This window comes from Pectinatus sottacetonis, from assembly GCF_015732155.1.
GTDB lineage: Bacteria > Bacillota > Negativicutes > Selenomonadales > Selenomonadaceae > Pectinatus > Pectinatus sottacetonis.
The window spans coordinates 523,901-543,740 of record NZ_WIQK01000001.1 but is presented as its reverse complement, the minus strand read 5'-3'; the positions used below and the strand labels follow the sequence as shown (position 1 = coordinate 543,740).

The following is a 19,840-nucleotide window of genomic DNA, read 5'->3' as shown; positions in this document are numbered from 1 at the left end:
TCCGATTATGTAACTGCAGCATAGTGTTTAGAAAGAGTATTGTTAGTATAATATATTTTGATATATATTAGTAATATACAAGATAATCGGAAATTAATAATTATGTACTGAAAGCTTTATATTATAGGATACCGCATGTAAAGTTTATGCAATACTAACGTTACAGAAATTGTAATACTATATATTCTGCAATATAACAGTACAATCACAAATTGTCAACAGGTAAGAACATTGTTGATTGCCTTTGCTACGCCAGAGTGATCACAATCTGTTGTTATAAATGATGCAATATTTTTTACTTCGGGAGCAGCATTTCCCATAGCAGCAGAATTGGTAGGAAACTCTTGAAACATACTCAAATCGTTGAGTCCGTCACCAATAACCATGACTTCATTTTCCTGGATATTATCCTGTTCTGCAATTTTGTGAAGAATATTTCCTTTGGTTGCTGTTTTTTCATTAATTTCTACATTAGTTGTAAAACTGCCAGAAACAGCAATATCGTCAATAATTTTGAGTTTTTCTTTTAAGTTATGGATAGACAAAGGATTATCACTGTAGCTGATAAATTTTGCTATATTAATATTCTGCATTATTAAGTCATTCATATCTTTTATATAGTGTATTTGATGAAAATGAGTATTGCAGAGAGTATAAAAAATCCTTTGCAATAAACTGTAATCAGCATGATAGACATGTGCCCGTTTCATAAAACCGAAAAAAAACTTCAAGCGCGAATCAGCGGTATAGCAACCTCTATTTGTATACATTTCAATAGCAAATTTACCATCCGCTTTCATAAAATCAAGGATTTCTCTGGCTTTTTCCTTAGAAAAATAAATACCATTGATACATTGCCCATCTTTGTTATAGTATTCGGCACCGTTCATGGTTATGCATTCACACGAAATATTATACTTACTGAGAATAGTATGTACTTCCTTATAGAATCGTCCGGTGGCTACTACAAAACGAATGCCATGTTTTTGTGCAGCATGGATCATAGCACAATTTTCTGGAGAAAGAATATGTTTTCTGTTTATTAAAGTGCCATCCATATCAGCAGCTATGAGCTTTATCATATTTAAAAACTCCTTATATTAATGTTTCGACGGGTGTAAGATGTTATTTTATATAATAAAATGAAATGCTATAATGATTATATTGACATTATATTTGCAATTCATTGATATATTCACAAATATAATTATTTATCACAAATATAGAAATTGCAAGATTTATCTTTGTGAGATCAAAAATAATTGAAACTTTTTTGCAATGTATACCATATACAGGATTTCCTAAAGTTCTTAATGCAGTGTTTACAGCAAAAAAAGTGTTCGATGAACGGGGAATTTCTTTATAAAAATTAGTTTTAAATTATAATTGGTACAACAGAAATTGCAAATAAACTTAAACCTGATGACTGGTTTTGGTTATTCTAATATGAAACGGTTAAAGGCAAGTTAGCTTTATTTCCAAAATAACAATGGATAGAATTGTTATGGTGAAAGAGAGGGATATATATGAGTTTAATCGATTGGTTTACTAGTTTGTTCGTAAGAGAATCTAAGCATTACGTTTTTACGTCAGTTCCTTCTGATGTGGAAAAAATTGAATTTAAAGAAGGACAGCAATATTTTCGCTTGCGTCTGGCAGAGATGTTTCTGAAAGATGATCGTAAACTATTTCGTACCTATGTTCCTGTTGTTTCTTCTGTTGTAGAATTGCAATTTGGTTCTAATGCTGCACAACAGTTACCTAATGTTGCGGGACCGTTATCGTTAAGCCTCAGTGAAAATTCATTGGGAAAAGGGGTGGAGCTTAATTATCCTCTGACTAATTTAGTACCCTATCGCGGTGGTACTGTATCTATAAGTGCTGCATTACTATCCTATTGCAGAAAAGATTATTTGCAATCTTTTCTGAACCTTGCTAATGGTATTTCCAGTTTGCTGACAATTGGACAACTATCTACTACATTAAAAGTGGTGGATAGTACAGTTCGGGCCATTCAGGATCTGCTTGATGGTGGGGATAAGGATGTTCGTTTGGTATTTCACAATACTTATTCTGGGACGGATAGCTTGGGAGGAGTATCATTATCAAATGGCTATTTTGTAATTATTGGGACGGATGCAAATAATTTTGCTACAAAAAAATTGTTCGTAAAAAATTCACAGTTGCAGTTTGGTGATGATGCAGCATCGGCTAAGCCGCTTACAGGATATGATTATATGCTGTTCAGCATAGAGGCTGCACTGCACCGTGATGATTTTCGTTATTTTGACGAATATGATGGACTGCTTGATATGGCAATTGAAAAAGGCATAACTGATAAAACTGCAGGTGATGCTGTTATTCGCGCGGCAATACTGGCGGTATTTAAGTCAAATGATTTAACATATGTCGATAAAACGAGAGTCGCTGTAGCACTTAAAAAAGAATATGAAGATCGTATTTCATTACGGGGTAATGGATATGAAAAGAGTCCACAGTGGTTACAAAGTAAGATAACGACGATTGATCCAGAACTTACTTTGGACAAAATATCTCCAATATTAGAAGAATATAAATCAGACGATAGATTACTTGTCGATAAGATCATTGAATTAGTCAGCAAGGATAAAATATAGGTATATATTATTTTTTGCAGAGTAAAAAAATAATAAAGTAATTTTGTATGTTACTATTATAAATTATGTTTATTTAGTGAAATATATTGTTTGGGTATAAATTTCAGCTGATAAAATCTTGCAAAGTAAATGGCTCCTCCTGCTAGATGTTGGTCTGGATATCAGGCTTTTATGGCCCAGCGCATTTTTGTAGAATGGGCGCGACTGTTACGAATACATTCTTCTTTAGACGGGCGGAGTACATCTTTAGCAATTTGGTTGTAGATTCCACGATGATAGAATTCTTTAAAAGCTTTTTTTACTAATCTGTCTTCACCGGAATGAAAAGTTAAAATGGCAACTCGTCCTTTTGGTTTTAATACATGGGGAAGTTTTGCCAAAAAATCATATAATGCCTCATATTCATGATTTACGTCAATGCGTAAAGCCTGAAAAGTTCGCGCACTTGCTTTTTTTATGGCAAGTTCTCTGTCTTTATAAGGCAGATGAGCCAAAGCTTTTTTTATTTCATTATGTAATTTTTTAGTTGTATCTATAACTTGATTTTGTCGGATATCTTCAGTTATGACTTGGGATATTTCATAGGCAAATGGTTCATCGGCATTATCAATGAGCATTCCTTCAAGTTCAGGTTGTGTAATGTCTTGCAGGCGTTCAGCGGCAGAAATTCCTGTCTGGGGATTTAATCGCAGATCAAGGGGGCCGTCATTTTTATAAGAGAAACCTCTATCAGGATTATCTATCTGCATAGAAGATACGCCTAGATCAGCAAGGACAAAATCAAATAGTCCAGCTGATTGGGAAAGCTCATCTATACATGAAAAATTCATTAATTTAACAGTCAGTGTATTTTCGTCAAATCCTTCTTTGTACAGACGTTTTTTTGTTTTTTCTGATTCTAGCGGATCAACATCGCAGGCATAAATATGTCCATGGTGATTAAGCTTTTTTAACATTTGCAGTGTATGTCCGCCGTAGCCAAGTGTAGCATCCAAGCCAATCATTCCAGGATGTATTTGTAAGAAATCCAATATTTCGTTTACCATTATAGGAATATGCATACCTGCTGGTGTACTGCCCTTATTGATAACTTTTTCCACTATGCCGGAGTATTTTTCAGGATGAAGTTCCTTGTATTTTTCCTTAAACTGGCGTGGATATTTTCCTTTATATCTTATGCGTCGTTTATGTGGGAGAGAGTCATTAGAATTTATTATGTCAGTCATTGTAAACTTCCTTTGATATATTTTATGGTAACTACCCTATCAAGATAATACCGCCTTTTTTTGTGTAGCCTGTGTCCCAGAGTTGATCTAAAGACAACCAGCGGTAATTACCGTAGCTTACTGCTTTTACCATGAGTATATTCCCCAGTTCTTTGTAACCGGCCAGCCAGAACCAATGCCATACATAATCACTGAGAACAGGGTTCTTATGCTTGAGATTTAAATACGGAACAGGCATTTTTTTATCAATCTGCTGACGCACCAATGCTTTATATTTTTCCAAAGGGCAATTAGCGTAAATGCCTTGAAATTTTATATTTTCTTCGTGGTTATCGTGAAGATATTCTTTAAAGCCATTGATAAATATTTCTAAAGTATCTATACCGCGGATACGTGGTGATAAATATGGCTTCATTATGTTGGAGAAATGTATATAATCTTTTTGAGTGATATTGTCTGTGTTATAAGGATATAAAATTTTTTTTTGAAAAAACATGGCAAAGTATATACAAATATCGCAGGCTGTTACTGCACCGCAGCCGCCGAGTTTCATCCAATAGTCTGTAAACCAGTCTTGATTGCCGCCAATAGCATTATCTACTTTAAAAAGGGACAATTCATTCATAAGTATCTCCTTGATTTTTAGATTTATTTATAATAATAATCTCATTATATAATACTATTCTAATACTATTTATGTTATTTGCAAATAAAAAAAAATAAACTTTTATATATTATCATATTTATATTTGACTTTGCATATATAAATATGATAATATATAAATAATTTGATTACACTTTAAGGAGAAACTTATATTATGTCTTTACATTATGCTCTACTGGGAATGTTGATGCGTAAATCGATGACTGGTTATCAGCTCAAGCAGAAATTTGAGTCATCAATTATATTTTTTTGGAATGCACATATAAGCCAGATCTATAGAGAACTTAATAAGATGGAAAAAAAACATTGGGTATCATTTATAATTGAACCCCAGTCAGGAAAACCTGATAAAAAAATTTATTCTATAACTTCTTCGGGAAAAGAAGAATTTATACAGTGGATCCGGGATTTTTCCAATAGACCAGAAGAAACTATTAAAAGTGAATTATTGACAAAGATATTTTTTGCTGAAAATATGGAAATGGAACAATTGAAATATGAATTTAAACGATTTATCAAGGACAAGCAAAATGAATTAAAAGGATATAGTGATATAGAAGAATGTATCAAAGGAAAATGTGATGATAAATTATATTTATTTGGGAATATGACTTTACAGCGTGGTATTAAATCTGCTGAAGCTGATATTTTGTGGGCAGAAGATTGTCTAAACAAAATAAAAGAATATATATTAGGAAAAAAAGGAGAAAAATAATATGAAAATTCTAACTATTAACGGCAGTCCCAGAGGAGAAAAAGGAAATACCCACCAAATGGTGAAAGCTTTTTCAGCTGGGGCAGAAAAAGCTGGTGCCCAGGTGACACATATATTTTTAGCTGAAAAAAAGATTGGACATTGCCGGGGTTGTTTTAACTGCTGGTTTAAGACACCAGGAAAATGTATCATAAAAGATGATATGGAAGAAATAAATGCTGTGTGTGCTGATGCGGATATTTTATTACTGGCATCCCCACTTTATGTTGATAATATAACGGGACTAATGAAAGATTTTATAGATCGCCGGGTAATGAATGCTGACCCTCATTTTAACAAAGATAATAATGGCGAGTGCCGTCATTTTAAGAGAGCGAACTATAAGGCACCAAAGCTTATTTTTATGTCTAATTGTGGTTTTCCGGAACGGTCTCATTTTCAGGCAGTTTCACTTTGGATAAAAAGGGCAGCTTTAAATATGAAAGCTGAAATTTTGGGAGAATTTTATACTTCACAGGGGAGCCTATTACAGAACCATACATTCATGTTAAAACCTATACTATACCGCTATTTTAAAAATATGGCAAAAGCAGGGGAAGAAGCTGTAACCAGAGGAGAAATTTCTGAGGAAACAAAGCAGAAATTATCAAAGAAATTTATACCCGATGAAGTTTATATAAAACATGCCAATAAATTTTTTGACGATATGCTTGCCAAGATAAATTAAAAGTAATAATGATTTTTTGATTTAAAAGAAGGTGGCTTTTATGCGTAAAACTTTCCGAAATGAAAATGTATTGTAATTACATAGATATTCGGGAGGATAGAAGTGAATAGTTCTAAGAAGATTTATAAATTAACAAAAGCAAAATGGCGTAAGATAAGTAAATATTTTCCTACGGAGCTGACAACAAATGAATTCAGTAATTCTAGAGATGTCTACAGAATTGTAAGCGGTATTGTATGGGTTGCCAGTAGTAATTTACCGTGGCGGGAAATGCCTGCTGAATATGGTGACTGGGAAACAGCATATGACTTTTTTGTGAAAAGTAAAAAGTATAATTTATGGCCGAAGGTTTTCAGCGACATAGATAAAACAATAGACTACCAAAAACTATATTTTACTATGCCGCATGGAAGTGAAACATTATTGTGTCATTTCTTTATATAGATGCCAAAAAGTATTTTGTAAATGGCTGTTTAATAAAAAACAGGGGCAGAATTTTAAATATTCTTGTCCCTGTTTTTTATCTTGTCACGATGAGTATAATGGATTTGCTTTTCTGATCATAGAGCCATATGTTTTTTTTAATTGAGTAAAAGCGGTGGCTACTTCCAATGGGATATCTACATGGGCAATATAGTTTTTTCCCCTTGGACCATAACCTGTTTTGTTATCAGATAGTCGGGGAATTTCGCCCATCAATAAGGTAATATATTGTTCTATGGACCACATACCAGGAATATTGTGTTCAAAAGCAGGCTGGCCGTTTTTTATAGTGATATTTGCTGTATAAGCAGCAAAATTGATAATGGTTATATCGGTTTTTAAATATTTTCTAAGACCCGCTTCCATGCGTTTTTGCATAGTAGCATCCTGTGTAATGATCATATTATTAAACGGGATTTTGTGGGTTTGGAGTAATGACAATAGGTAAGTTATATTATTACCACAATTTGTTGATCTGCATTCTAATAAATCGGGTGTTACGTTATATTTATATTTTAAATATAACGTAAAGATTTCGGCTTCCGATAGCTCTGCTGTTTGTATACCAGGGCAGACTATCTCTGCCTGATGGCGCAAATTATTTGTTGTATGGCCGGCACCACCGACAATGATGTATTTCTTGGCAATTTTATTTTTTATGGCGGCCGCCATTATGTCACCGCCTGATATAATGCTGCCGCCAAAAAGAACCATTATATCAGCTTGCAGTAAACCGTATTTATCATTTAATTCAGATGCAGTTAAAGCTTTTAAATTACGTTCGCCGCAGAATTGGCCCAGTAAATTGATATTTTTTATAATTTCTTTCATAATGCCTCCTATTAGATTAATTTTATAGCAGGGCGGCATAAAAATACAAGTAATTTATAATCGAATAATTATGTGTTATTATATTATTATAAATAATTATAAAGAGGGTTATTGCTATGGTGCATAATCTTAAAGGGCTTACTATCAATGAATTAGCTAAGAATAAAAAATTTTGTCGTGAAATTGATAAAATTTTGCAAAAAAATCCGCAGTTAAATAAAAAAATGTTTTCTTTACCTAAAGAGTATAAAATATTTTTTAAAGATAATACTCTTTGGACGGAAATATATTGTTACAAAATAGCACTTATTTTTTCTGTAATTGAAACGAAAAAGCCGGATATCATGGAATGTATGAAAAAAGTCTTAAAAAAATGCTATAAAAATATCTATAATTACATTGCTGCTGCAGATGAGTATGTATCTTTTGATGAATTTTTTTATGAGGAATTAACCCATTCTTTTAACTTGGATAGAAAAGACTATCCAGCAAATATACCTCAGGATTTTCATTGTATAGCATGTCGAGTTATGAACATAAATAAAGTATCGTTTAGTGTATTTTTGCTAATAACAAATTTATTGGGAAAGAAATTTAAACCACCTGGAAGATATAGTGAAGGTTTCTTATCACTATATCATGGAAAACTTGATGAAACAAAAAAGGTAAGTACGTTTGAATCGATAGAGCTTAATGCAAAACAAAAAGAATTATTAAAAAAAATACAATTGGTTCTTAAAGATAAACTGCAATATATACCACATAATCTGGATGAGCTTTTTTCTCATAATACTATGAAACCTGATAATATACTACGTCTTTATTATAAAAAATATTTCAGTGAATTTCCTTTTGGAAGTATTAGTAATATTTTAATAAGTCAGAGTTATATACAGGAAATGCTGAAATTATTAGTATGTGATATATATTATCCTGAAAAAGTAGAAATAACACCACAGTATGAAGATTTTATAATGAAGTTTATATATATTGGATTTTTTAGCAGGGCCTGCGCCAAGGAATATGCTGCTTTGCGCAGCAGCAGTATAAAATATATAAAAAAAGATATTATGCAAAAAGCAGAGAAATCCCAGCCCAAAATAAAGGAAAAAACCGATCCAGATTTAAGAGAAAAAAAATTACATGCATTAGAAAAAGAACTTTTTACTGCAAAAAGAAAGTTTGCTGTGAGAAATGCTGATGCAGATAAGCTGATTTTTTCATATAAACAGCAGTTAAAGGATTCAGATAAAATAATTGTGTCACTGCGAAAAAAAATTTCTTCTTTGCAATGGAAATTGAAACAATGCAGGGTAATAAAACAAGTACAGATACCATTTATAGATAGGCTTGGTATAGAGAAAATAAGAAAAGAATTAACAAAAAAGAAAATAGTTATTATAGCAGGGTTTTTAGAATGGCAGCAAAGGATAAAAGTCAAAAACCCTGAATTTGTATTTATAAGTGCAACTGATGTTGCGTTTGACATGAATTTGCTGGATAATGCCGATATAGTAGTCATAAATGTTAAACATGCTGGACATAGTCAGACACTCAAGGCAAAAAATTATGCTAAAAAACATGGGAAAAAATATATATTAATTGGAAATACAAATGAAAAACAGCTGCTGGAACAAATTTGGTGGGCATTAAATAAGTAATATGGTTATTGCATATTTTTCTTTTATTGTATATGATAATGGTTATCAACTATTAATAACCATCGTGTATGGAGAATTTTATGGAAATCAGTAAAATAGAAAAGCTTATCTATAATAAATATTATTAGTATATTTCCCCTTTTAATTAATGAAAGAACATTGTTTCTCCTATTCCCATGAAGAGACCTAAAATACCCGAACCGATCAGGACAAGTATTACACCAATATTTTTCTTTACTGCGATAATGGATATGGTTAGGATTATTAGTCCGCTGAAGTCAAAAGCCAGGAGCTTATTTGGTATACCTTCAGTATTCCAGAGTGCCAGCACAATAAAACTTATACCGGCTGCGCAGATCAGCGCAATTACAGCAGGGCGCAGTCCATTCAAAGCACCTTTTACTATACCGATATCGCCGTATTTTAAGAAAAGTCGTGCCAGTATGATGCCGATAATCAATGATGGAGTGACAAAGCCGGCTGTAGCAGCTATTGCTCCGCTGATCCCGGCAATTTTCATGCCTGCAAATGTTGAGGCATTTATACCAATTGGTCCCGGTGTCATTTGGGAGATGGTGAATATATTAACGAATTCGCTCATACTCAGCCAGTGATGAATATCAACTACCTGTGCCTGAATAAGAGGCATTGATGCATAGCCGCCGCCAACACAAAAAAGGCCTACTTTAACAAATTCTGTAAAAAGTTCTAAATAGATCATTATAAAAGCTCCTGTCAATTATATTTTTTTGCCCGTAAAAAAAATAAGCCGATAAGTCCGTCTATAAAGACTAAATACATAATATTTATATTAAAAAATAATGCGGCGATAAAAGTACCCGTCAAAATCAGTAAGGGAATTAGCAGTTTTTTCTCTATTTCTTTTTTTATCATGTTAATAGCTACATTAACTATCAGAGCTGTTGCACCGCATTGCATTCCTTTTAATATATACTGTATATATCGGTTGGCTGCAAAAAAATTATAAAAATATGCAATAATGGATAATGTTACTAATGGAGGTAAAACTGTGGCCAATAGAGCCGTTAGTGTCCCTTTGATGCCTGCCATGCGATAACCTAGAATAATTGATGCATTGACTGCTACGACTCCTGGCATGGATTGACTGACGGCAACAAGACTGAGCGTTTCTTTGTCATCGAGCCAGCCGTATTCGTCAACGTATTTTGCTTTTAGCAGCGGGATAATTACATATCCGCCACCGACAGTAAAGGCACTGATCAGAAAAGTGGATTTAAATAGCTGCCAATAAAAATGCAGATCAGGTTTTTTATTAGCAAATTTTTTAGTGATCATAATAAGACTCCATTCCTGTTTTTAATGTAGAATTAAAATATTGTTTTACAATTGTCAAATATATTATATACATGTATAATATATTTGACTAATATATTTGCCATAAGTATAAAATATTTTTTACAAAGTTGCAAGGAGAATAAAGAGTTATTTATGAAATTTAAAAACTTGGATGAAATAGATGAAAAAATTTTACAATATCTTTCTGAAAATGGACGTATGACTAATGCTGAACTTGGCCGCAGTGTAGGACTTACAAGAGCTGCTGTACGAGAACGAGTCAATCAACTTGTCAAACGTGGGATCATTGAACATTTTACGATTGTAGTCAATCCATTAAAAGCGGGTAAACAGTTGTCATTATTTTTTGATATTGCAGTAGAATGGAGTTATCTTGATAGTGTAGCGGAGAAACTTCTAGCAACGGAAGAAGTTACAAATGTTTATGCGATGAGTGGAAAACCGCATCTGCATGTACATGCATTATTGGATACTCAGGAACATGCAGCAAAGTTTATGCAGACGCTGAAAAAAACGGAAGGAATTGTTTCAGTGGAAACAGAACTGCTTTTAACACGCTATAAAGAACGTGACAGCTTATTGATTTAAAATTTTTCGGCACTTTTAGTAAATGTAAGTTGGTATCTGCTAGTCAGGATAACTATAGTTAAATAGAAGTTATAAAAAGAGTTTGTCAAACGTAAACATGCAAAAAATGCTGCTTTTGTCTAGCCTTAAAAGGTAGATGATTAAATAGCGATGCTGGTCGACATAAATAAAACAGAAAAAATTAATAAATTACTTTGTTATGCTGTAACAATATATAATATATTATATAGCAGTGATTATAGAAATTATGTTTTATTGACTTTGAAGTAAAAAAAACATATAATATAACAAATTGCACAGTACGCGTTAACAATAATCAACGCACTTTCTAACCCATAGGGTGGAGAGTGCGTTTTTTTAACCCTCCCCCTAGAAATCAATAATTATTATCAGGAGGTTCTTAATTTGTTAAATATGATTCCGAAAGAAATAAAAACAGCTTTATTGATGGCGGCCAGTCTTTTTATGGCAATGCTGGATGGAACAATAGTGATTACTGCCCTGCCGAGAATGGCACAGTATTTTAATATGAGTATGGCTACGGTTTCGTTGCTTATAAGTGCTTATTTAATTACATCGGCTATTTTTATTCCACTAAGTGCATGGATGGTAAGCCAATTTGGCAAGAAAAAGATCTGGCTTGCTGCTGTGTTTATTTTTACTTTAAGTTCACTGGCTAATGCTGTGGCTCCCAATTTTTGTTTTTTATTGCTGACTAGAATTATCCAGGGAATATCCAGCTCGCTTATGCTGCCAACAGCGCGATTGATAGTATTAGAAAAAGCACCGACAGCAAGATTATTGGAAATGGTGAGTTATCTTATATGGCCGGCGTTGATAGCACCGGTAATAGCACCTCTGGTAGGAGGCTTCATTATTACATACTGGAGTTGGCAGTGGATATTCCTTATTAATATTCCTATAGGATTGGTGATAATTTTGCTGGGAATTGTATTAATTGATGCTGATGAAGTAAATTCCCAAACTGGTTTTGACCTTTTAGGTTTTATAGAAATTGCTGTTTCATCTGGTATAATATTATTAGGGGCAGAGCTGGCTACACATGGCAGAAATTATTGGTATGCAGCTTTAGGCCTGGTTATAGCAGGTATAGTATTGGGCTTTATTGTTTACAGGCACTTGCAAAAAACATCTGTTCCCTTGTTTTCTGTCAATGCACTGAAGATAACTTCTTTTAGGATTTGCCAGACGAGTGGCTCTGTTTTATGGCTGTGTGTCGGAGCACTGCCATATATTCTTACTATTTTTTTGCAGACGATCTTTCATTGGTCTGCCATAAAAGCAGGCAGTTATGTTTTGTTTATTTTTATCGGAAATATAGGCATAAAACCTTTTACAAACTTTATTATTCGTAGGATTGGTTATCGGAGTTCCCTGTTAGTTTCATTTGGAATGATATTTATTACTTCGATAGCTTTGGCATTTATCACTAATGATACTATTGCCGGGTATATAATAGTACTTGCAGTGATTTCAGGGGCAGGTCGTTCATTGGCTTTAACTAATTACAGTGGCTTATGTTTTTCTGAAGTTAGTCCAGAAGACAGAAATAGTGCTAACACCCTGAATGCTGTTATCCAGACATTATCACAAGGCTTGGGGATATCCCTTATCACTGTGGTTATTAATCTTTTACAGATAATTGTTTCTATCAGTGTAGCTTATAAATTAGGATTTATATTTCTTGGATTATTAATGATTCCACCTGTATGTGAAGTGTTTTTGCTTCCTAAAAGTATTGGTCAGTTTACGCTTACTAAGCAGTAAAGTTATATGTATTAAAAAATATGGAGAAAATAATGTGGTTCTAAAAACAGCACGATTGATTTATCACCACACTAATAAAGATATACCATGGCCACTAATGGGAGATATCAGAACAGAGTATGTATCTTGTTTAATTAATAGGCAGTAAAAACCAGGGAGCTGTCGCCCACGAACATTTTTAGTCATAAATATGCAGTATATTATCCCAGTCTGCTTATAAGAGTTTTGAGATGTTTAGCATTTTATGAAATTAATGTCATTAATGCGGCAGCTCCCTTAAGTTTTTATCAGCACATTGACAAAAAGTATTTATGAAAGCTGGTATCATCTGTAAGTTCAGGATGAAATGATGTTGCCAGCATATTTTTCTGTCGGGCAGCAACTATGTTACTGTTTACTTTTGCCAGAATGCTCACACTATCAGTAACTGACTCGATATACGGAGCCCGGATAAACACTAATGGTAATTCATATGGTGCTATACTGGAAATTAATTTTTGGGTTATAAAACTATCCAGCTGACTTCCGTATGCATTACGCCGCACAGTAATATCCATAGTATTAAGATAGGTGTTTTTTTGTCCGCAGATTTTTTTAGCCAGTAAAATCATTCCGGCACAAGTACCCCATACGGGTAATCCATTTTGTATAGCTTTATTTAAAGGTTCCATTAGTTTAAAATCAGTAAGCAGTTTGCCGATGGCTGTAGATTCTCCGCCGGGTATAATAATACCATCTATTTCTTTTAATTCATTAATATTGCGGATTTCCTTATGACCTGCGCCGAGTTGTTCTAATTTGTTTAAATGTTCAGCAACAGCTCCCTGTAGAGCCAGTACCCCAATAGTTTTCATTTTACCAGCCTCTGTTTGCTAATTTTTCTTCTTCCGGTAGCGTTTCGATGTTGATACCGACCATGGCTTCTCCCAGATCTTCTGAAATAGCAGCTAATTTTTTCGGGTCGTTATAATATGTAGTTGCTTCAACAATGGCTTTAGCTCTTTTGGCCGGATCACCTGATTTGAATATACCTGAACCGACAAAAACACCGTCAACACCAAGCTGCATCATAAGTGCTGCATCGGCAGGTGTTGCTATTCCACCGGCAGCAAAGTTAACGACAGGAAGCTTACCGTTTTCATGGACATATTTTATTAACTCAAACGGGGCACCAAATTCCTTGGCAATATGCATAAGTTCCATAGCTGATGCTGTTTGTACTCTCCTCATGTCATTTTTCATTGTGCGCATATGGCGTACAGCTTCAATGACATTGCCGGTACCTGCTTCTCCTTTTGTCCTGACCATAGAGGCACCTTCACCTATTCTCCGCAATGCTTCGCCCAGATTTCTGGCTCCGCAGACAAAGGGAATTTTAAAAGAAGCCTTATCAATGTGGTTTACATCATCAGCCGGAGTCAGAACTTCTGACTCATCAATATAATCAATGCCAATAGCTTCAAGGATTTGTGCTTCTACAAAATGGCCTATTCTTACTTTTGCCATGACTGGAATAGATACGGCATTTTGTATTTCGCGGATCATTTTGGGATCAGACATTCTGGCTACGCCGCCTTCACGTCTTATATCAGCTGGTACGCGTTCTAATGCCATTACTGCTACAGCACCGGCATTTTCGGCAATTTTTGCCTGTTCAACATTGGTGACATCCATAATGACACCGCCTTTTAACATTTGTGCTAGATTCTTGTTTAATTGAGTTCTTTTTTCCATGTTAGTATCTCCTTATAGTTGACAAATTGTAAAAAATCATTAAAACATATATAATTGTATCAGCACAATTATATATGTTTTTTAATAAATTTTCTTATTTTACCAATAAAACAGGAGGAATGCAAGATTAAAGAAGAAATAAATATTTTTGTATCGATACAATTATCAAAGAAAGATAAAGAGCCATTATATGTACAACTTTATGATCAGTTATTGACCATGATTCATACTGGACGGCTTGGTTCAGGCTGTAAACTTCCTCCTGTAAGAAAATTGGCAAGGTATTTATCTATCAATCCCGGGACGATAGTCAATGCCTATAAGGAATTGGAAAAAAATGGTTTTATTTTTTCGTCAGCTGGGAGTGGCAGCTATGTTTCCAGCCAAACTTTGCGACAGCACAGTGCTGCTGATTATGAATTTGCGACAGATAATATTTATATGGATGAAGTATTAAAACCGCAAAAAAATAGTCAGGCAGTGAATATGAGCAGTATTTCACTTAACCCTGATGTAATTTCTGTTGAGCAATTGAAAAAAATTTTCATAGAAGTTCTTGATCGTGATCAAGGACGTGCGTTTAGTTATCAGGACAGCCAGGGATTCCTTCCACTGCGGGAGTCAATAGCAGCTAATCTGCGTAGTATTAATATACATACAAGTGCTAAAAATTTACAGATAATTTCTGGTGCCCAGCAAGGGATAGATATAGTGGCACGTGCTCTTTTGAAACATGGAGATTACGTATTCACGGAATCTCCCACTTACCCTGGGGCAATTGCATCATTTCTTGCCAATGGAGCTAAAATAATTGACATTCCGTTGGAACAAGATGGTCTTGATATGAATGTTTTGGAAAAAAATTTACAGCAGTTTCATCCTAAACTGATATATCTCATGCCTGTATTGCAAAATCCTTCAGGCTGTTCATATAGTCTAGCCAAGCGTGATAAAATAATAAAATTAGCGCAGAAACATAACGTAATAATTTTAGAGGATGATTATATAAGTGAGCTTTCTTACAGAACAAAATTATTGGCACCGTTAAAATCAATTGATCGGCATGATAATGTTATCTATTTGAAAAGCTTATCAAAGATTTTTATGCCGGGATTGCGATTAGGTTTTTTGACCATGCCGGAATATTTAGCAGCCAAACTACTCAACGTTAAGTATATAACGGATATATCTACTTCTGGTTTTACCCAGCGTATATTTGATCTTTATTTGCGGGAAGGTTATTGGGAAAAGCACATTAAGGATATTAGGCGTATCTATAAGACTCAGTTCGAATTTGCCTATAAAACAGCAAGGCAGTATTTTCCGTGTGATGTTACCTGGCATAATCCAGAAGGGGGGCTATCGTTTTGGCTTAAATTACCAGAGCGGTTTAAGTCAAAGGAGTTTTGCCGGAAAGCTAAAGAAAATAATCTACTGATTACTGATGGAACCAATTTTTATCCACAGCATATGGATACACGGCATATACGTATAAGTTTTGCTACACTTTCTCTGCAGGAAATAGAAACAGGTATGCGGATTCTCGGTGCTATGTTTACTAAATAATATGGTATTTTTCCCAAGTTAAAGTGCTGCATAGCTGGCAAAACACAAGTTTTCTAAAAGCATATGAATAAAGTGATTTGGAAAATCATTAGTTAAATTGCAAATAAAATTGAGGAGAACAGTTTAATTAAATGCGTAATATTATTTGGAGAGTGAGTTATGAAAAAAGTTATATGCGGGCTGTTGCTGTTCACTACTGTAATTAGCATTGTTTTTGTTTTGGTTAATTGTAAAGCATACGGAAAAATTCCGTCACCGACGGGATTAAAAATACCTGTTCTAAGTTGTAGTAGTCATAGTATTTGGCTTATTTGGAACCGGTCTGATAATTCACAGATTGCATATTATAATATTTATGTTGATAATAAAAAGGTAGGTAATACTAAAAACTTGTCCGCTGAAATTGGTATAAAACATATCCAAAAATTTCAAAGTGAAAATAGAAAATTAGCGAAAAATTTAATTTCTTTTCATAGCTTTAATGTAGAAAATTTGCAACCAGATACGGATTATTATTTTAAGGTGTCTGCTGTAGATATTAATGGTAGGGAATCTGTGGTTAGTGTTGCTGTGAAGGGACATACTCCATCCAATGAGAAAAATGTAATTAAGATAACAGATTTTGGGGCAATAGGGGATGGAATTACGGTAAATACTACTGCTTTGCAAAAAGCAATCAATGCCTGTCCGTTTGCAGGTACTTTGGAAATACCTAGAGGAAGTTTTGTTACAGGATCAGTAAATCTCAAAAGTGATATGACGTTACAGCTTGATCAAGGAGCCGTTCTTATAGGATCTGGAAAAGCAAGTGATTATATATTGAAAAAAAATAATCATTATACTGGAATGCTAAATGCTGATAGTATAAGTAATATCCGTATCATTGGCAAGGGGACTATTAGTGGGAATGGTTGGAGAAAGGATAATACAGGGCACTATTATCTGAAGGCAAATAATAAAAGTGATGAAAATGTATTAAATATAGGAATATTGGCTAAAGCGCAGACAGAATCATTGCTTAATAAAAAATATGATTTTAAAACTGCTTATAACAGTCGTTCCAGTGTATTGGTTTTTCATAATGTCCATAATATATATTTGGCGGGAATTACATTAACCAATCCATCTATGCATATGATTGTTGCAAATAATTGTAATAATATGCGTTTAAATAATGTAAAAGTCATGACATATAATTGTAATAATGGGGATGGTATTGATTTTTCCGGAACTGATCTGCTTATAGCAAATTCTTATTTTGATTAAATGGGAGCCGCACACTCGTGACTTCAGTCAGAGTTAGGCGACTAAACTAGTCAGTATGTATAGAAATATGCATATAGAGATTGGCAAAGACCAATCCAATACTGCCTGAAATGCTGGAAACTCCTAAAGACAGCATAGCCACAACGCTAAGATGAAACAAGCTCAAACGTGACGGCGACGAAAGTAAAAAAAATATGCTGTATGGTGCAAGGTTAAACCCTAAACACTAAGAAAATGGACAATCAGCAGGAAAGCTCCGAACAGGAGAATCCCCAACGACTATTCCTCTTGAGGGAAGTACAGCCAAGCGGCTGGAAGTGGGCAGACCTTAACGGATAATGCCGAAGGACAAGATATAGTCTGTGCTTTATGGAAACATAAAGGAGTTCATAAGAGAACCGCATAGGAAGCAGCGAGCCCGTGTGAACGACACCTCCCCCATACGACTAAAAAAGAACTTACGATTCTTATATATGTTACTGCAAAGAACTTGCTTTTCTAAAGCCTGCATGTTAAGTTTAAAATAATCAGGCAATAATCTTGTAAAGATAAAAAGAAAAGTGAGCAATCATGGAAAAAGCCTTCAAATTTAGGATATACCCCAACAAAACACAAGAACTACTGCTGCAAAAAACATTTGGCTGCGTAAGATATGTTTTTAATCACTATCTCGACATGCGAATCAAAGCATACAATAATGATAAAACCACACTTACCTATACCAAATGTTCCAGTAATTTAACGCAGTTGAAAAAAGAAAACACCTGGTTAAAAGAACCAGATAAATGTTCCTTACAAAACGCGTTAAAAGACCTCGATACAGCTTACCAGAACTTCTTTAAACACAAAAAAGTTGGCTTTCCTAAATTCAAGACCAAAAAAAACAGGCATAAATCCTACAAGACAAACTTTACCAATAGCAACATTGAATTTCTGGGAACAAAAATAAAACTTCCCAAACTAGGTAAAGTAAAAATAAGAGATAAGCAAGTACCGCAGGGCAGAATCTTAAACGCAGTAATATCACAAACCCCTGATGGTAAATACTTTGTATCCCTATGCTGTACAGAAATAGAAAAACCTGTTTTTAATCGTACTGACAACTATGTCGGTATCGACCTTGGCCTAAAAGAATTTGCAATTACTTCCGATGGCGATAAACATCCCCATCACAAATACCTGAAACAGTCATTACGAAAACTTGCCAAACTGCAAAAAAGCTTGTCCCGAAAAACAAAGGGAAGTATAAACAGGAACAAAGCAAGAATCAAAGTAGCAAGGCTGCAGGCACGTATTGCAAATCAGCGAAAAGATATGCTGCATAAACTATCTCATAAACTTATAGAAAACTACGATGTTATCTGCTTAGAAGACTTACAAATAAATAACATGCTGAAAAACCACAAACTTGCCCGAAGTATTATAGATGCCAGCTGGTCAGAATTTACCCGCCAGCTAAAATATAAAGCTCAGTGGTATAGCAAAGAAATAGTACAAATAGACAAATTCTATCCATCAAGCCAGCTGTGCCATAATTGTGGTTACCAGAACAAAGAAATAAAAGACCTTACTATAAGGAAATGGGAATGTCCTAACTGTAAAGCCCAGCATGACAGAGATATAAATGCCGCCATAAACATTCGCAATGAAGGACTAAGAATATTAAACATAACAGCATAATAACATATATAAGAACCGTAGGAACTACGGGGATAGCCTGTGGAGATAATGTAAGACGTGCTTTTGGCGCAACTATCTATGAAGCAGGAACCCCGCGACTTTAGTCGTGGGAGGTTCAGACTGGTGATGATTGTATTGATTTTAGTGCTGGCATAGGAAATCAGGCTGCCAATAAATTACCAGTTAGTGGAATATAGATATTCAATAATTATTTTGCACATGGACATGGGGCTATTGTATGTGGTAGTCACACTGGAGCATGGATTCAAAATATTTTGGCAGAAGATAATGTAATGGAAAAGACAGATACAGGGCTTCGTTGTAAAACAGGTAAAAATATCGGCGGTGGGGCGCGTAATATTGTTTTTCGGAATAATGTCATGAAAAAAATGAAGCGGCAGGGATTTATTTTTACAACAAAATATATTGATGAAAATTTTGTTACTGATTATAAATCAGCCAAACCAGGACAATTTCGTGATATTAGAATAGAAGATTGTAATGTTGATGGGACAGGAGGGCCAGCAATAGAAGTTGACGGATTGGCAGAGATGCCACATGAAAATATTACTTTTTATAATGTTCATTTTTTTAATACGAAAACAAATAAAATTAGTTATTTAAAAAATGGTATATTTAATAATGTCACATACAAGAATGTAGATGATTAACAATATTAGGATTATAAATAAAGTTAAATTACAAAAAAGGTTCAACAGGCTATTCTTCTAAGTATTTGACTTTAAAAAAGTGTAGCAAATGTTGAACTAATTCAAGTATAGACAAAATAATAATGTTACAATCATATTTATTAAATTGGTAGCAAAATTTATTGGTACAGATCCCTATTCCTTGCTGCTGTGCTTCTAATATAATAGTTCTAGGGCAATTGCGCTGTCACGGATAATAAGCTTAATATCTGGAACTGCGCTGCTGT

19 protein-coding genes are annotated in these 19,840 nt (G+C 34.1%); 11 read left to right on the top strand and 8 right to left on the bottom strand.

All coding sequences use genetic code 11. The features are described from left to right. Window positions 1–215: 215 nt before the first annotated feature. A complete protein-coding gene (locus I6760_RS02520; RefSeq protein WP_196592946.1) occupies window positions 216–1,082 on the bottom strand; it encodes a Cof-type HAD-IIB family hydrolase in 867 nt (288 codons plus the stop codon). Window positions 1,083–1,526: 444 nt separating this feature from the next. Between I6760_RS02520 and I6760_RS02515 the strand changes: the two genes are divergently transcribed. Beyond that, window positions 1,527–2,636: a hypothetical protein gene (locus I6760_RS02515; RefSeq protein WP_196592945.1), complete on the top strand. Its 1,110-nt coding sequence runs from the start codon at window positions 1,527–1,529 to the stop codon at window positions 2,634–2,636. A gap of 161 nt (window positions 2,637–2,797) precedes the next feature. Here the strand turns inward: I6760_RS02515 and rsmH are convergent, their stop codons facing one another. Together rsmH and I6760_RS02505 are read right to left on the bottom strand one after the other, a co-directional pair. Then, on the bottom strand, window positions 2,798–3,862 hold the full coding sequence (gene rsmH / locus I6760_RS02510; RefSeq protein WP_196592944.1) for a 16S rRNA (cytosine(1402)-N(4))-methyltransferase RsmH: 1,065 nt from the start codon (window positions 3,860–3,862) through the stop codon (window positions 2,798–2,800). A 31-nt stretch (window positions 3,863–3,893) separates the two neighbouring features. Then, entirely contained in the window at window positions 3,894–4,487 is a 594-nt protein-coding gene (locus tag I6760_RS02505) for a hypothetical protein (protein WP_196592943.1), read from the bottom strand. Window positions 4,488–4,680: 193 nt separating this feature from the next. Here I6760_RS02505 and I6760_RS02500 point away from each other — a divergent pair, with 193 nt between their 5' ends. The 3 genes from I6760_RS02500 (at window position 4,681) to I6760_RS02490 (ending at window position 6,412) form a co-directional block, all read left to right on the top strand. After that, on the top strand, window positions 4,681–5,241 hold the full coding sequence (locus tag I6760_RS02500; protein ID WP_196592942.1) for a PadR family transcriptional regulator: 561 nt from the start codon (window positions 4,681–4,683) through the stop codon (window positions 5,239–5,241). Between the two features lies 1 nt (window position 5,242). Further along, window positions 5,243–5,968 (top strand): flavodoxin family protein, encoded by a 726-nt coding sequence (locus I6760_RS02495; protein ID WP_196592941.1) that lies wholly within the window; start codon window positions 5,243–5,245, stop codon window positions 5,966–5,968. A 102-nt stretch (window positions 5,969–6,070) separates the two neighbouring features. Continuing rightward, a complete protein-coding gene (locus I6760_RS02490; protein WP_196592940.1) occupies window positions 6,071–6,412 on the top strand; it encodes a transposase in 342 nt (113 codons plus the stop codon). Window positions 6,413–6,496: 84 nt separating this feature from the next. On the opposite strand, the gene I6760_RS02485 is transcribed toward I6760_RS02490, so the two are convergent. Next, the gene (locus I6760_RS02485; protein WP_196592939.1) at window positions 6,497–7,282 is read right to left on the bottom strand and encodes a YdcF family protein; all 786 of its coding nucleotides are present in this window, start codon (window positions 7,280–7,282) and stop codon (window positions 6,497–6,499) included. Window positions 7,283–7,398: 116 nt separating this feature from the next. Between I6760_RS02485 and I6760_RS02480 the strand changes: the two genes are divergently transcribed. Next, the gene (locus tag I6760_RS02480) at window positions 7,399–8,943 is read left to right on the top strand and encodes a hypothetical protein (protein ID WP_196592938.1); all 1,545 of its coding nucleotides are present in this window, start codon (window positions 7,399–7,401) and stop codon (window positions 8,941–8,943) included. 145 nt (window positions 8,944–9,088) lie between these two features. Here I6760_RS02480 and I6760_RS02475 read toward each other — a convergent pair whose 3' ends face one another. Beyond that, window positions 9,089–9,664 carry a chromate transporter gene (locus I6760_RS02475; RefSeq protein ID WP_196592937.1) on the bottom strand — a complete coding sequence of 192 codons (576 nt, stop codon included), beginning with the start codon at window positions 9,662–9,664 and terminating at the stop codon, window positions 9,089–9,091. A gap of 14 nt (window positions 9,665–9,678) precedes the next feature. Then, window positions 9,679–10,260, bottom strand: coding sequence for a chromate transporter (locus I6760_RS02470; RefSeq protein WP_196592936.1), 582 nt, complete (start codon window positions 10,258–10,260; stop codon window positions 9,679–9,681). Window positions 10,261–10,413: 153 nt separating this feature from the next. On the opposite strand from I6760_RS02470, the gene I6760_RS02465 reads away from it, so the two are divergent. Further along, a complete protein-coding gene (locus I6760_RS02465) occupies window positions 10,414–10,869 on the top strand; it encodes an Lrp/AsnC family transcriptional regulator (protein ID WP_196592935.1) in 456 nt (151 codons plus the stop codon). Window positions 10,870–11,283: 414 nt separating this feature from the next. Further along, window positions 11,284–12,657, top strand: a complete 1,374-nt coding sequence (locus I6760_RS02460; protein WP_231036307.1) for an MFS transporter — start codon at window positions 11,284–11,286, stop codon at window positions 12,655–12,657. A gap of 287 nt (window positions 12,658–12,944) precedes the next feature. Here the strand turns inward: I6760_RS02460 and pdxT are convergent, their stop codons facing one another. Together pdxT and pdxS are read right to left on the bottom strand one after the other, a co-directional pair. After that, a complete protein-coding gene (pdxT, locus tag I6760_RS02455; protein WP_196592933.1) occupies window positions 12,945–13,511 on the bottom strand; it encodes a pyridoxal 5'-phosphate synthase glutaminase subunit PdxT in 567 nt (188 codons plus the stop codon). 1 nt (window position 13,512) lies between these two features. Beyond that, entirely contained in the window at window positions 13,513–14,391 is an 879-nt protein-coding gene (gene pdxS, locus I6760_RS02450) for a pyridoxal 5'-phosphate synthase lyase subunit PdxS (RefSeq protein ID WP_196592932.1), read from the bottom strand. Window positions 14,392–14,463: 72 nt separating this feature from the next. Between pdxS and pdxR the strand changes: the two genes are divergently transcribed. The 4 genes from pdxR (at window position 14,464) to I6760_RS02430 (ending at window position 19,574) form a co-directional block, all read left to right on the top strand. Further along, entirely contained in the window at window positions 14,464–15,957 is a 1,494-nt protein-coding gene (gene pdxR / locus I6760_RS02445) for a MocR-like pyridoxine biosynthesis transcription factor PdxR (RefSeq protein ID WP_330997977.1), read from the top strand. A 159-nt stretch (window positions 15,958–16,116) separates the two neighbouring features. Beyond that, the gene (locus I6760_RS02440; RefSeq protein WP_196592931.1) at window positions 16,117–17,223 is read left to right on the top strand and encodes a fibronectin type III domain-containing protein; all 1,107 of its coding nucleotides are present in this window, start codon (window positions 16,117–16,119) and stop codon (window positions 17,221–17,223) included. Between the two features lie 570 nt (window positions 17,224–17,793). After that, a complete protein-coding gene (gene tnpB, locus I6760_RS02435; RefSeq protein WP_196592930.1) occupies window positions 17,794–18,903 on the top strand; it encodes an IS200/IS605 family element RNA-guided endonuclease TnpB in 1,110 nt (369 codons plus the stop codon). A 197-nt stretch (window positions 18,904–19,100) separates the two neighbouring features. Further along, window positions 19,101–19,574 (top strand): glycosyl hydrolase family 28 protein, encoded by a 474-nt coding sequence (locus tag I6760_RS02430; protein WP_196594730.1) that lies wholly within the window; start codon window positions 19,101–19,103, stop codon window positions 19,572–19,574. Window positions 19,575–19,840: the final 266 nt, after the last annotated feature.